Consider the following 13,850-nt stretch of genomic DNA (forward strand, 5'->3'; position numbering starts at 1 on the left):
CACGGCAAGGCAGGGGTTGGCTCAGCTTACCATCTCTTCGCGGATCGAGCCGCGCGCCATCCAGAACAGCGCCGACGCCACCGCGCCGAACAGCACGAAGATGAGCAGCGACCAGCGCACGCCTTCCGCTGGCCCAAGCCCGAACGTATTGCCGATCAGATCGCTCACCGCGCCGACGCCCAGCGGCCCCAGGCCCAGCCCGATCAGGTTGACGAGGAACAGCAGCACGGCAGCGGCCGTCGCCCGTGTCTGCGGCTGGACCAGACCCTGCACGGCGGCATAGCTCGGACCATACCACAGCGTGTTCAGCACGGGCGGGAACGCGAACATGACGAGGGCGAACACCGCCGATTCCGTGAGCAGCCCGATGATATAGAAAGGAATACCCAGCAGCGTGGAGACCGCCGGAATCGCCACATAGGCGCGCAAGTCGCGCGCACCGTAGCGGTCTGCCAGGAAGCCACCCAGCCATGTTCCAGCCGCACCGGTGAGGCCCAGCACGATCCCCAGCGTCACCCCCAGAAAGCCGGTCAACCCCAGGCCAAAGCCATCGGCAAGCGGGATCAGCTCGGCGGCGTGGTTGCGGAAGAAGAACGGCGCCAGAAACGTCGCCGCGCCATAGCCGATGAAGGCCTTGATCGCGCCGGCGAAGGCGATCAGCCAGAACGTCCGCTTCCCCCTGATCTCGGCCATGGCCTCGCGGAAGGGAATGCGCGTCACCGCCGTTGCGATCATGTCGCCGCGTAGCCGGCTGCGCGGCTCCAGCAACGTGAAACGCGCCACCAGCGCCATCAGCAGGCCCGGCACGCCCGCCAGCAGGAACGCCGCGCGCCAGCCGTGCGCGTCGGCCACCATCCCGCCCAGCGCCATGCCGAACAGACCGCCCAGCGGCGTGCCCAGCGCATAGAACGCAAGCGCGGAAGCGCGCCTTTCGCGCGGAGTGTAATCGGTGATCAGCGAATGGGCCGGCGGCGTGCAGCCCGCCTCCCCCACGCCCACGCCAACCCGGCACAACACGAGCTGGACGAAATTCTGCGCAAAACCGCAGGCCATGGTGAACAGGCTCCACACCCCGGCCGCCGCCGCGATGATGCGCGGGCGGTTGCCGGTTTCCGCCAGCCGCGCGATCGGGATGCCCAGCACCGTATAAAACAGCGCGAACGCCAGCCCGTTCATCACCCCCAGTTGCCAGTCGGCGAGATGGAGATCGTGCTTGATCGGCTCCGCCAGGATCGAGACGATCTGCCGATCAAGGAAGTTGAGGATATAGATCACGAGCAGGACGCACAGGGCGTAACGCCGATAGCGCTCCGGGACAGGCGGGGCGGGCGAAGGGGGCGCGGGCTGTTCGGTCATGGAATCCTCTCGCAATGGATTGACACGCCACTCCCCGCCGGTCTTATGACAACGTTATCAGGGAGAGAACACCATGGCGCGCCTGCTGGTCTTGCAGTCTGTCTGGGGGCTGGACAAGTGCCCGGGCTTCGACATCGAAAACGCGCTCGACCGCGCGCTGGAACGGGTGATCGACGCCGGGTTCGATGGCGTTGGCGTAAACATCGTGCGCGTGGCCCGGACCGCCGGCGTCGTCCGGGTGATGAACCCGCGCGGTCTGGCCTGGGAAGGGCAGGTTCTGGTGCATTCGGCGGACCAGCTCGCCGCCGCCATCGCCGAAGCGCACCGGCTGGGCGCGCACCATCTCAACGTGCAGATTGCAGGGCCGGTGGCCCACCTGTCCGATGCGCTCGCACTGGTCGACAGCCTGGTTCCGCTGGCGCAAAGCGCCCCGCTGCCGGTGTGGTTCGAAACGCACCGGGGCCGGCTGACCAACGACCTGCTGTTCACGCTGCGCCTGCTGGAAGCGCGGCCCGACCTGCCGTTGACCGGCGACCTTTCGCACTATCCCGTGGCGGGCGAAATGGAACTGCCGCTGCGCGATGACCAGCTGGCAGCGATCGAGCGCATCCTGCGCAATTGCCGCAACTTCCACGGCCGCATTTCCACCACGCATCAGGTGCAGGTCACCTTCGACGCGCCGCAGCACCACGCCTGGCGCGACCAGCATTGCGCCTGGTGGCGCCGGGGCTTCGAACTGTGGCTGGAACAGGCCGGATCGGATGAAGCGCTCCCTTTCATGTGCGAACTGGGGCCGCCGCCCTACGCGATCACCGCGCCCGACGGGTCGGAGCTTGGCAACCGCTGGGACGAAGCGCAACGGATGAAGGACATGGTGCGCACGCTCTGGCGCGAGGTCAACGGCACATCCTGATCCAGCGGCGAAGGCCATCCGTCACGCGTCGACGTCGACCGCCGCCCGCCATGCGGCGTAAGCGGCGTCGGCCTCATCCCGCGTAACCGCAGGGTGGAATTCGCGGCCATAGCGCACGACGGCCGACAGGTCGGCCGCATCGAGCAGCCCCGCTCCCAGCCCGGCCGCCAGCGCCGCGCCATAGGCCGTCCCCTCCGGCACGGCATGGCGACGCACCCGGCGCTGGAGCGTGTCCGCCTGCAACTGCAGCAAGGTATCGCTGGCGGAAAGTCCCCCATCGGCGGGCAGCGCTTCGGGCACCGGCAGCGCCTTTTCGATCACATCGGCAATATCGCGAAAGCGATGCGCGATTCCGTGCAGCGCGGCACGCGCGATTTGCGCCGGGCCGCTGCCAAGGTTCAGCCCCGCGATCATCCCCCGCGCGTCGAAGCGCCCGTGGGGTGCGCCCATGCCTGCCAGCGAAGGCCGCACGATCACGCCGCCACTGTCCGCGACCGAGGCCGCGGCGGCCTCCAGGACGGAGGGCGATGCGAACAGCCCCAGCGCACCGCACATCCATTCGACAAGCGATCCCGCCGTGATGACCATCCCCTCGATGCAGAACAGCCGCTCGCCTCCGGCAAAAACCAGTGCTTCGGCCGGCATGCTGAAGTGGGGCGCCATCGGTTGATCGCCCGTGTTGGCCATCAGCACGCCGGACGTGCCATAGGTCACCTTCCACGTCCCGCGTTCGAGCGCGCCGTGCGCCACCATGCCCGCCTGCTGGTCGGCGATGAGCGCGGTGACCGGCACGGCCGCGCCCAGCACGGTCGGCGCGGTCCGCGCAATCGGCCCCCAGCTTTCGACCAGCGCCGGAAACATGCTTTCGGGGAGCCGCTGATAGTCCAGCAAGCCGGTATTCCACTGCCTGCCGCCGGCGTAGTCGAAATAGCCGGTCATCCAGCCACAGGACACGTCGGTCACATGCGCCGCGCCGCCGCTCAGGCAATAGACCAGCCAGCTATCGAGCGTTCCCCACTGGAGATCGGCCGCCGGCTTGCCGGAAAGCGCGATGGCGGCGGGAAGCTTGGCGGAAGGCACTTGCGGCCAGGCGGTGAAGCCCGCCGCGCGGAGGTCGCGATAGGCATCCATGCCGCGCAGGTCGCTCCACACCAGCATCGGCGCGGCGGGCCGGCCGGAGTGCCGGTCCCACACCACCACGCTGGCGCGCTGCGAGGTGACGCCGATGGCCGCGACATCCGCGATCGTGCGGCCCGCCGCCGCGAGCGCGCCCGCGATCACCGCGCGACATATGTCCCAGACACCAGCCGCGTCCTGTTCGACCAAACCCGGGGCGGGATAGGTGCTGGCGATCGGGCGCTTGTCGATGCCCAGCACCACGCCGGCCGGATCGACCAGCATGGCGCGGGCGCCGGTGGTTCCCGCATCGAGCGCCAGCAGCAGTTCAGGCATCGGGGATCAGGTTGCCGGGATTCATGATGCCCTGCGGATCGAGCGCCGCCTTGATGCGCCGCAACAGCGCCACGCCTTCATCCCCCAGATCGTGGTGCAGGTAGGGCTTGCGCAACCGCCCGGCACCATGATGGTGCGCAACGCCGCCGCCATGCCGTGCCGTCGCTTCCATGATCGCGCGCCAGCCAGCGAAATAGGCCGGCTCCATCTGCGCCGTATCGTCGAAGGTCGCGGCGAAGCTGAAATAGAGATTGATGCCCGAACGATAGACGTGGGAGCTGTGGGCCGAAGCGTTCACGACCCCCGGAAGCGCGTTCAGCGCGGCGATCGCATCATCATAGATCGCGCCGATTTCGCTCCAGCGGCCTGAAATCTCGACCGTGTCGGCAATATAGCCGCGCTCGAACATCTCGCGCCAGCTGGACACGTGGTTGCGCCGTTCGATCCATTGCCGCGCGGCGGCGGGGTCGCCCGCCTCCAGCCCGGACGCGGCCGCGATCTCGTGCATCGCCGCCAGTTCAGCGTCGATCCGCGCCTGCGGGCCTTCGTGCACCATCAGCAGCATGGCCTTGCCGCCGCGTTCGTAGTCGCGGAACAGGCGGCGGACTTCGCGACCATCGTACTGGCGCATGACGGGCGGGCGCCAGTCGGCGCGGATGATCCGGCGCTGCGCCTCGAAACCGGCCTGCATGTCATCGGCATAGAAGATACTGTAGCCGCGGTGTTCGGGCTTGGCACGCAGCGAAAGCGTGACGCCGGTAACCACGCCCATCGTGCCTTCCGCGCCCATCAGCAGGTGCCGGAGATCCGGCCCCGCCGCCGCGCGCACCGCCTTGCCCAGCGTGACCAGCTCGCCCGTGGGCAACACCGCCTCGATCGAATGGATAATGTCCTCGATATTGCCATAGGCGGTGGAGAACTGGCCCGAAGCGCGCGTCGACACCCAGCCGCCCACGCTGCTGATGGCGATGGACTGCGGCCAGTGGCCGATGGTGAGGCCCTGCGCCGCCACCGCCTCCTCGGCCTCCATCCCGTTCAGCCCGGCGTCGAAGCTTGCCAGCAGATCGTCGCTGTCGATGAAGCGAACCCTGTTCATCGCGCCCATGTCGAGCAGGATCGCATCCGGCGACGGTTCAATCCCGCCGCAGACGCCGCTGCCCAGGCCATAGGGGATCAGTGGCACGCGATGCTCGTTCGCCAGCCGCACGACCTTCTGCACGTCTTCGACCGATCGGGGCCGCACGATCCAGCCCGGCGCGGGTACCGCTTCCCCGCGCCAGTCACGCAAGTGCTTGACCGCCCACTGATCGTAACGGCGCGCGTTCAACGCGTCGCCATCGCTGGCCACCTTGTCGCTGCCCAGCGCGCTCACCAGCGCTTCTCCGATCGCCTTCATTGCCTGCATTCTCCCTGTACCTTGGCCACGCGATGCGTGTCAGGCTTGCATTTCCATTCCCGGCGCCGCTTCCAGCAGACGCCGGCTGTCCCGTTCGAGCGCGCGGCACCGGGCGACCTGATCCGCCTGTTCCTGCGCGCTCCATCCCAGCAGCGCGCCCATCGCCGCCGCTGCCGGCTCCAGCGCATCCAGCCCCGCGCCATGGTCGAACCACGCGCGCGCGCTGCGGCGGACCCAGTAGTCCTCCAGCGTCGCCGCGCCTTCGTGCGTGACCGCGCGGCGCGCCTCGGCCGCCACGCCAGCGCCATCGACGATGATCGCCTGTGCCTCGCTGCCGTAAAGCCCCGTCAGCCGCTCGGCGGCGACCGGCGCCATACCCGCCAGATCGGGAGCCGCCTCGCCACCGGGCAACGGCACGTCCGCAGTGGCGCACGCGCGGGCGGCGGCTCCGGTGCGTTCGACCACCAGATCGACCACGCGCTCGGCCATCGCGCGATAGGCGCTGAGCTTGCCGCCCGCGATCGAGACCAGCCCGCCGGGCGACGTCCAGATCTCGTCCTTGCGCGAAACCTCGTTGGCCTTCTTGCCGGGCTGCGCGATCAAGGGCCGCACGCCCGACCACAGCGCCTCGATCTCGCCATCCGCGATCGGCGCGATGTCGAGCGCCTTCTCCGTCGCGCGCAACAGGTAGTCGATGTCGGACCGTTCGGGCGCCGGCCAGTAGTCCGATCCGTGGTGAAACACGTCGGTCGTGCCGATGTAGGTGAACGCGCCGCGCGGCACGGCAAAGATGCTCCGCTTGTCCGGCGCGCGCAGGATCAGCGTGGCGTTGACCGGAACCCGCGCGCGGGGCAGCACCAGATGGATGCCCCGGCTGAGCGAAAGGCGGGTATCGCCCTCCCCCGCTTCCAGCGCCCGCACGCGATCGACCCATGCCCCCGCCGCGTTCACGACCAGCTTCGCACGGACCCGTGCGCCCAGCGCCTCGCCATCCAGCGTGGAGCGCGCGACGACGCCGTCGCCGGTCAGCTCTGCCGCCGCCGCATAGTTGAGGACCACCGCGCCTGCGGCCTGCGCGGCGCGGATATTGGCAAGCACCAGCCGCGCGTCATCGGTCAGGAATTCGGGATAGAGGATCGCGCCATTGAGACCGTCGGTGCGCATCAGCGGCTCGCGCCGGCGCAGTTCCGCAAGGCCGATCGCCTCGTGCCGTTCGGCTTCGGGCACGCCGCCCAGCTTTTCGAACGTCCACAGCCCGGCGCGCAGCTTGGCCGCCATCGCCATCGACACGGTGGGGATCAGGAACGGCGTCAGTCGTGCGAGATGCGGCGCGATGCGGCGCAGGATCTGCCGCTCCGACGCCGCCTCCTTGACCAGCGCCACATCGCCCTGCGCCAGATAGCGCAAGCCGCCATGGATCATCTTGGAGCTGCGGCTGCTGGTGCCGCTGGCGTAATCGCGCGCTTCCACCAGCGCCACCGAAAGGCCGCGCATCGCCGCGTCGCGGGCGATACCCGCGCCGGTGATGCCGCCGCCGATCACCGCAAGATCGAACACGCCCGCTTCCAGCCGCTCGAAAGTGGCGCGCCGCGTCCGCGAGTCAAGGGAGGTGCCGTTCATGCGCTGTACGCTATGCGAATGTCTGCTGCCTTGGTAATGCAAAACAGGAATGATATGGTGACCATCGATGAACCTGCGCCGGCTACGCCATTTCGAAACGCTCTACCGCATCGGCAATTTCGCCCGTGCGGCGGACGAGCTTGGCCTGACCCAGTCGGCGCTGACGCGATCGATCCAGAAGCTGGAAGGCGAGCTTGATGCCCCGCTGTTCGACCGCACGACGCACTATGTCCGGCCGACCGGAGCCGCCGAACGCCTGATCCGCTCCGCGCGCGACGTGATCGCCGCCGCCGCCAATCTCGAACAGGAAGCGCGCGGCCTGAAGCAGCCGACCACCGGCACCGTACGCATCGGCGCCGGCCCCTATCCCCTGCAACCCCTGCTGACCGATGCGATCATCCGTTTCGCGCGCGATCACCCGGCGGTGCGCGTCACCGTAACCGGGGGGCCATCGGAGCAACTGCTGGAAACGCTGGTGGACCGGCGCCTCGATCTGGTGGTGTGCGATCGCGCCAAGTTCGCGACATCGGGCCATGCCGACGAGGTGCTGTGCATTCCCCTGCCGTCCGAGCCCCTGGTGGTGGTCTGCCGGGCGGATCACCCCCTGCTGGCCACTGAAGGACGGCCCGATACGGCGGCGTGGCGCTGGGCCTTGCCCCGCCCCGCACCGGGCAGCAACTTCCCGCGTGCCCTCCGCGCGCGCTTCGCCGCAGGGCTGTTCCCCGATTACGAACTGGATTCCACCGTCGCCTGCCTCGAGATGGCGCGCAGCGGCCTGGCCATCACCGTCGTGCCGCGATCGCTGGCCGCCCGCGCCTGCGCCGACGGCACACTGGCCACGCTGGCGCTGCCGGCGGGCGAACAGACGCGCGACGCCATCCACCTGCTGCGCAACCGCAGCCGCAGCGCGCTGGTTTCCGCCTTTGTCACCATCCTGCGGGGTACGGCCTAGGTCAGCCCCCGACTGACCAGGCATTCCTGCACCGCGCGCTCGGCCTCGTCGATCGCGACATTGGTGAACGCCGCCGCGCCGGCGTCGGCATTGGCAATGGCGATGCGCCCCAGCGGGCGACGACCGATGACATGCGGGCGCTGCGCATCGGGCATGTCCGGATCGCCCAGCGTGTCGTAGGTGTAGGCATAGCCATGCGGCCAGCGGTTGACCGTGATCGCCAGGATGTCGCGCCGGGCATCGAACCCGCCCGCGCCCAGCATCCGCTGGAGCTGCGCGCGGATTTCCCGCTCGATCGTCGCGAACGGCGTCGCCAGCATATCGGCGCGACCGGCACGGTTCTGGTCCTTGCGCGGCAGGCCCGGCTGGTTGGGGTTGCGCACCATGTGCACCACCACCGGTTCGGACGGGTCCGTCGCGCTGGCATAGCCGCCGATCGCCATCGCCGTGTCGAGCGAGGCGGAGGTGTGATAGCCGTTGGGCGCGCTGATCGAGCGCACCCCCAGCGCCTTCCACGCCTTCCAGTCGCGCAGCAGGACGTTCGTGTACTGCATTGGCACCTTGGACGGATAACGCAGCGCCGCTTTCTGCTCCTCCGGCAATTCGGGCGCGATATGCGGGATGATGTTGTTGAAGCAGGCCAGGATCACGTTCGCGCCGGTGACCGACCGGGGCTTGCCATCCTGCATATAGACCACCCGCACCGCCTTCTCGGTCAGCACGGTGGGCGTGCCGAGATGCTCGACGCGGATCGCCGTGCTGCCCAGCCGCACGCGCGTCTTGTTGTCCGGCCGGTCGAGCGCCGCATAGTCGGCCGGCGCGCGCACGATCGTCTCCTGATCGAGCGCGGCGGGGCCGAACACACCGGGAACCAGGCGGTTGACCAGCAGGCGCGCGATCGAGGCGTTGCCATCGGGAAAGTGGAAATGCTCTGCCTCCGCCTCGATCGGATGCGGCAGCGCCATCCCCGCGAAACCGGGCGACCGGCCGCCGCGCGCGGCGGTATAGGCGGGACAGGTATCGACGCGCATGTTGTTGCGGAAAGCCATCCCGGCGAACCACGGCAGGCTTTCGGGCAGCAGCCGCGCGTGCTTCAGCAGAAAATCGGCATAGCTCATGCGCTGGAGTGCGGCGACTTTCGCCTCGGGCGCGAGGGCGGGCAGGTAATCGACCTTGTCGGTATAGAGCCGGGTCAGGTCCGCGCGCACCGCCGCCGTCAGCGGCGCGGCGGCGAAGAACTCCGGCCACGGGCGGCGGTTCATGCCTGCAACGGTACGATCCGCGCCGAAATGCTCCTTGTCGAAGAACGCCCCCTGCCCCAGCCCGGCATAGACCTGCGCCGAGCGGTCGTAGCGCACATACGTCGATGGCACCACGCCGAGGTCCCCCAGCAGCGCCTTGGACGAATGGCTGTAGGGAAACGGCGTCTCGATGCTCATCGTGCCGCCATAGGCCAGGATCGTGCGTCCTTCGTGCCGGAACTCGTTGCGCTTGGCATGGCCGCCGAAGTCGTCGTGGTTGTCCAGCACGAGCACGCGCACGTCCGGCCCGAGCGCCTTGCGATAGAACCACGCGGCGGAAAGGCCCGATATGCCCCCGCCCACCACCACCAGATCGTAATGCTCGCCGGTATCGTCCGCCGCGATGGGGCCGGTGAAACCGCCATCGCGCGCCAGGTGCGCGACCTCGAACGAGCCCGGATACTGTCCGCGCAGGCCGGTGCGCAAAGGCGGATAGGATGTTGCGTCCGGCGCGAGGCCAACCGCAAGCGTCTGCCCGGAGGCGGCAGCCGGCATGGCACCCACCGCCGTCGCCACGGCCATGCCCTGCATGAAATCCCGGCGCGCGATGGGCAAATCCATCCCCAGCCGCCGCGCTTCGCCGTCGCCCATCGCCATACCCCCTCAAGCTCTGCGAGGATCAAGCCTGCTTAATCCGCTCCGGGCAAGTTCTTATCGGGCGACCGGGTTTGGGCCGGCTATCCCAGCCGCTCGAACACCCGCTTCAACACATCGTTGAGATGGGCCTCGTCTTCAGCGGGAATGTCGTGAAACACGGTCTGATAGATGGCGTTGGCGACGGTCCACGCCCGATCGCACGCTTCCTGCCCCGCCGGCGTCAGCGAAACATCGGTATAGCGCGCATCTGACGCGCGCGGCGCGCATTGCACCAGGCCATCCGCTTCCATGCGCTGGATCAGCTTGAGCATCGTCGGCAGCTTCACGATGGCGAGGTCGGCGATCTCGCTCACGCCAAGCTGGCGGTTCCCGACCGACATCAGCACGCGCCAGCGCGCGACATCCAGCCCTTCGCGCTTCAGGTGCTGTTCCAGCTTGCGCAGGTAGCGGCCCACCGCCTGGGTCATCCAGAAAAACGGCCAGCCGCGCGGGTCGAAATGCGCGGGGCGCGAAGCAGGCGAACTCTCTGTCATGCTCGCGCGTTTGCCGCCCGGCGCGCCGGATTGCAACGACCGCCTCAATAGAGGTTGTAGATGCCGGGATCGACGGCCAGGACCGGGGCCATCCGTTCCATCGGAGCGCGCGGGGCATCGGTGTCTGAGACAAAGCGGAAGGTGACCTCGCCGTCCACGCCGAAATCGAACGCGGCCGGATCGACCGCCAGTGCCGGCGCCAGATCGTCCATCGTGACGCGCACCTGCGAACCGATCCGGGTCAGGTCGTACAGTTCGCGGGCGAAACCATAGGGCATGCGGATGCACCCGTGGCTGGCGGGCCGGCCCGGATTGTGACCGGCATGCAGGGCGATGCCGGTCCAGGTCAACCGCTGCATGAACGGCATGGGCGCGTTGCTGTAGAGGTTGGAGCGGTGCCATTTCTGCTTCTGCAGAATCGCGTACACGCCTTCGGGCGTGCTGTGTCCCTTCCTGCCCGTGGACACGGACGCCATGCCGATTACCCGGTCACCGGCATAGACCGTCAGCGTCTGCCGCCGCAGGCCGACGACGATGCGAACCGGATCGCTCCACGGCCCTTCGTCCAGCCAATACGTGCCGGGCGCGGGTGGCGGCGCGGTAACCACGATAGCGCTGGAAGGCGGCGGGGGCAGCGATGGGGTCTGCGGCATGGTCTGGGCAAGACACGGGCCGGCGCAGGAAAGCGCGATCAGCGCCAGCGCCGCAGCAGATCGGAACCCCGTCGTAACCATGGCATGTGTGTTAACCATGCCGGGGACCGGAGTCACCCGCAGGTTGGCGTTCGCACCGTCACGGAACGAAATCCCCGGCGGCCTATCCTCACCGCATGTAAAGGCCGCCGTTGATGTCGATGGTGGCGCCGGTGATGAAGGTGGCATCGCGCGCGCAGAGGCGAACCGCCATCGACGCGATGAAAGCGGGATCGCCGATCTGGCCGACGGGCACGTTGGTCAGGAACTGCGCCATGCGATCCGCCGGCACCGTGCGATGCACCATGGGCGTATCGAGCGGCCCGGGCGCGATCGCGTTGACCGTGATCCCGAACGGCGCGAGATCGCGCGCGAACACCTTGGTCATCGTGATGATCCCGCCTTTCGACACCGCATAATGCGCGCCGGTGGCGGTGCCGCCGTTCTGCCCGGCCAGCGAGGCGAGATTGACGATGCGGCCATAGCCCGCCGCCTTGAACGCGCGCGCGAACACCTGGCTGCCGACAAAGGTGCCGCGCAGATTGACCGCGAGCACGGCATCGAATTCGTCGGGCGTGATGTCGAGCACGGGCCGGGCCACGGTCAGCGCGGCGTTGTTCACCAGCGCTTCCACGCTGCCCCAGCGCGCGGCGAGCAGGCCGTGCGCCGCCTCGAACGCGGTCTGATCGCGCACGTCGAGCGCGATACCCGTCGCGGTCTCGCCGCTGGCATCGAGATCGCGCGCCAGCGCCACCGCGCCGTCCGCGTCGATATCGCCAATGCCGACATTGTAGCCGGCGGCGTGGAACTCCCGGGCGATCGCCGCGCCAAGGCCGCTCGCCCCGCCCGTGACCAGTACGGTATCGCGCTTCACAGCAGGTATCCTATGCCAAACAGATCCTCGTCGGAATTGAGCAGGAGGATGGACTTGCCCGCCATCCGGAGGCCCGCATCGGTGCGGACGAGCCGGTAGGTTACGTCCGCCGCCAGCGTGCGGGTGCGGCCATACTTGTATTCGACAAGAATCTGCGCGCAGCGCACGGTCAGGGCGCCGGGCGCGCTGTCTTCCACCACAAAGCGCGAGGCGGAACGCACCGTCCGCGCCGGCGGGGCCGACGACATCGAGAAGCCCGAGAGCAGCCGCTTGACCCGCGCCTCGCGCATCGTCGCGTCGTCATAGGCGATGTTCAGCGCATCGACCGGATCGCTGGCGTCGCGATCGATCGGGATCACGTAATGCCCGCACGCCCACAACGGCAGCCAATCCTTGTAGGCCAGCCGGTCGAGCAGTTCGCCTTCCGCCCAGATGAAGGCGGCGGCCTCGTCAAGGCCGATCGCGGCAGTCGCCGTGAGTGTGGCGGTGGTTGCCGAAGTGCTCATGCTTCCATCATCCTCTTCCACATGCGGTAGGCCGCGCGCATTCCCGTTTCGGAAGACACGTCGCCCGCGTTATGGCCCGGCTCGGCCACGCCATCGGGCGCGGCCACGCCGCGATTGACCATGATCCACACATCCTGCCCGGCCTGCGCGCCGCGCTGGACGCGCTCCCAGCCTTCGGCATCGTCGGGCGTGCCGAAGCCCATCGGACCCTGGAAATGCTCGTGCAGCCGCAGGCGCATCCGGTTGGCGGGCGCGGGGCCGCCGTCCATGCCGATGGCGATGTGCTGGATCTCGGTCTCGTCCACGCTGACCGGCCGCAACACGCGGAAGAACGCCATCGAACAGGCGATGTTGGGGAACATGTTGAGGTTGAATCCGGTGCCACCCACGGCCCGCACGACCTTGCGCACCAGCGCCTCTTCATGCCCGTCGGCGCGCAATTCATCGGCCAGCGCGGCGAAGCGCTCGGGAATCGGCGCGTCGAGGTTGTCTTCCAGATCGATGAGATCGGGGATCATGACCATGACCGAGTGGCCATTGCCCAGGTCCTCGACCCAGCCGCCCTGCCCCAGCACGTCGAACACGTCCTCGGTTTCCTCGTCCAGGCTGTCGAGGAAGGTCTTGTGGACGATCGGGAAGTGATAGGCGTCCGTCGTGTTCTCGAGCTGGATCTTCCAGTTGCCGGGGAAGCGGAACTTATGTTCGCCCAGCGCCTTCACGCCGAAGCCCGCGCCCTGCTTCATGAACAGGTCGATCCACTTGCGCGCCGGGCCGAGCCATTCTTCCAGCGGCATGATATCGTCGCGGAACGTCGCGTAGATCATGCCGTTGTAGCTTTCGGTGCGCAGCGACAGCAGCGGAAACTCGTCCTTGTCGAAATCGGCGGGATAGCCCTTGACGTGCGGCACCATGCGCAAGGCGCCGTCGGGGGCATAGCTCCAGCCATGGTAAGGACAGACGAAGACCGAGGCCTTGCCCTTCTTCTTCTCGCACACGCTGGCCGCGCGGTGGCGGCAGCGGTTGAGCAGCACGTGGACTTCGCCCGCCTTGTCGCGCGTGACAATCACCGGCTCCACCCCGACGTGCGCGGTCTTGAACGTATTTGGGCCGGGCAGTTCGCTGGCGTGTGCCACCCAGACCCAGCTGTTCTTGAAAATCCGGTCCATCTCGGCATCGAACAGCGCGGGATCGGTATAGAGGCTGGTGTGCACGCGGTCTTCGCGCACCAATGTGTTCGCTGGATCAGTCATGCAGACCTCCTTGCGGGCTGAAACAAAGGATCGATCGAAAGGTCACGCCGGGATCACCAGCTCGCGCCCGATCCGCGCTTCAACGCGCATGTAGCGCCACAGGCGATGTTCCCCGACCTCGATCGTGCGGAACAGGTTGCAGGCGGCGACGACCGTCTCGCGATCGGGCACTTCGGCGAGGATGTAGAACGTCCACGGCCAGCCGTTGGGCGATGTGCCGACCATGGTCTGATCGTCGTCGATCGTGCCGAGCACGGTCACGCCCGGCAGATCGCGGATGCCCTTCAGCATCTCGCCGGTCGCCTGCCAGACCTTGCCGATCTCGGCGGCGGGAAGATCGAAGAAGTTCTGGAGCACGGCGCCGCAGAACAGGACGCGAAGCGAGGGCTTGGTATCGGTCATTTCGGG

General features: G+C 68.1%; 13 protein-coding genes. 2 read left to right on the top strand and 11 right to left on the bottom strand.

The features are described from left to right. Nucleotides 1–21: 21 nt before the first annotated feature. Nucleotides 22–1,356, bottom strand: coding sequence for an MFS transporter (locus tag FA702_RS19460; RefSeq protein ID WP_136957760.1), 1,335 nt, complete (start codon nucleotides 1,354–1,356; stop codon nucleotides 22–24). 73 nt (nucleotides 1,357–1,429) lie between these two features. Here FA702_RS19460 and FA702_RS19465 point away from each other — a divergent pair, with 73 nt between their 5' ends. After that, a complete protein-coding gene (locus tag FA702_RS19465; RefSeq protein ID WP_136957761.1) occupies nucleotides 1,430–2,269 on the top strand; it encodes a sugar phosphate isomerase/epimerase in 840 nt (279 codons plus the stop codon). Between the two features lie 21 nt (nucleotides 2,270–2,290). Here FA702_RS19465 and FA702_RS19470 read toward each other — a convergent pair whose 3' ends face one another. From FA702_RS19470 to FA702_RS19480, 3 genes are read right to left on the bottom strand one after another with little or no spacing between them, the layout of a single operon-like run. Then, complete coding sequence (locus tag FA702_RS19470; protein ID WP_136957762.1) at nucleotides 2,291–3,721, bottom strand: FGGY family carbohydrate kinase; 1,431 nt, start codon at nucleotides 3,719–3,721, stop codon at nucleotides 2,291–2,293. Next, nucleotides 3,714–5,117 carry an FAD-binding oxidoreductase gene (locus FA702_RS19475; RefSeq protein WP_168196153.1) on the bottom strand — a complete coding sequence of 468 codons (1,404 nt, stop codon included), beginning with the start codon at nucleotides 5,115–5,117 and terminating at the stop codon, nucleotides 3,714–3,716. The genes FA702_RS19470 and FA702_RS19475 overlap by 8 nt, the downstream gene beginning before the upstream one ends. 39 nt (nucleotides 5,118–5,156) lie before the next feature. Then, on the bottom strand, nucleotides 5,157–6,737 hold the full coding sequence (locus tag FA702_RS19480) for a glycerol-3-phosphate dehydrogenase/oxidase (protein WP_136957764.1): 1,581 nt from the start codon (nucleotides 6,735–6,737) through the stop codon (nucleotides 5,157–5,159). A 67-nt stretch (nucleotides 6,738–6,804) separates the two neighbouring features. Here FA702_RS19480 and FA702_RS19485 point away from each other — a divergent pair, with 67 nt between their 5' ends. After that, nucleotides 6,805–7,689, top strand: coding sequence for a LysR family transcriptional regulator (locus FA702_RS19485; RefSeq protein ID WP_136957765.1), 885 nt, complete (start codon nucleotides 6,805–6,807; stop codon nucleotides 7,687–7,689). Here FA702_RS19485 and FA702_RS19490 read toward each other — a convergent pair. From FA702_RS19490 to FA702_RS19520, 7 genes are all read right to left on the bottom strand, one after another. Then, complete coding sequence (locus FA702_RS19490) at nucleotides 7,686–9,581, bottom strand: NAD(P)/FAD-dependent oxidoreductase (protein WP_255504901.1); 1,896 nt, start codon at nucleotides 9,579–9,581, stop codon at nucleotides 7,686–7,688. The genes FA702_RS19485 and FA702_RS19490 overlap by 4 nt on opposite strands. 86 nt (nucleotides 9,582–9,667) lie before the next feature. Further along, entirely contained in the window at nucleotides 9,668–10,120 is a 453-nt protein-coding gene (locus tag FA702_RS19495) for a MarR family winged helix-turn-helix transcriptional regulator (protein ID WP_124808571.1), read from the bottom strand. A gap of 44 nt (nucleotides 10,121–10,164) precedes the next feature. Continuing rightward, nucleotides 10,165–10,854, bottom strand: a complete 690-nt coding sequence (locus tag FA702_RS19500; RefSeq protein ID WP_136957766.1) for a L,D-transpeptidase family protein — start codon at nucleotides 10,852–10,854, stop codon at nucleotides 10,165–10,167. 88 nt (nucleotides 10,855–10,942) lie between these two features. Further along, on the bottom strand, nucleotides 10,943–11,686 hold the full coding sequence (locus FA702_RS19505) for an SDR family NAD(P)-dependent oxidoreductase (RefSeq protein WP_255504902.1): 744 nt from the start codon (nucleotides 11,684–11,686) through the stop codon (nucleotides 10,943–10,945). After that, the gene (locus tag FA702_RS19510) at nucleotides 11,683–12,192 is read right to left on the bottom strand and encodes an aromatic-ring-hydroxylating dioxygenase subunit beta (protein ID WP_136957767.1); all 510 of its coding nucleotides are present in this window, start codon (nucleotides 12,190–12,192) and stop codon (nucleotides 11,683–11,685) included. Before FA702_RS19510 ends, FA702_RS19505 begins: the two co-directional genes overlap by 4 nt. Further along, nucleotides 12,189–13,442, bottom strand: coding sequence for a Rieske 2Fe-2S domain-containing protein (locus FA702_RS19515; protein WP_136957768.1), 1,254 nt, complete (start codon nucleotides 13,440–13,442; stop codon nucleotides 12,189–12,191). The genes FA702_RS19510 and FA702_RS19515 overlap by 4 nt, the downstream gene beginning before the upstream one ends. 42 nt (nucleotides 13,443–13,484) lie before the next feature. Beyond that, a complete protein-coding gene (locus FA702_RS19520; RefSeq protein WP_136957769.1) occupies nucleotides 13,485–13,844 on the bottom strand; it encodes a hypothetical protein in 360 nt (119 codons plus the stop codon). Nucleotides 13,845–13,850: the final 6 nt, after the last annotated feature.

The organism is Novosphingobium sp. EMRT-2 (genome assembly GCF_005145025.1).
GTDB lineage: Bacteria > Pseudomonadota > Alphaproteobacteria > Sphingomonadales > Sphingomonadaceae > Novosphingobium.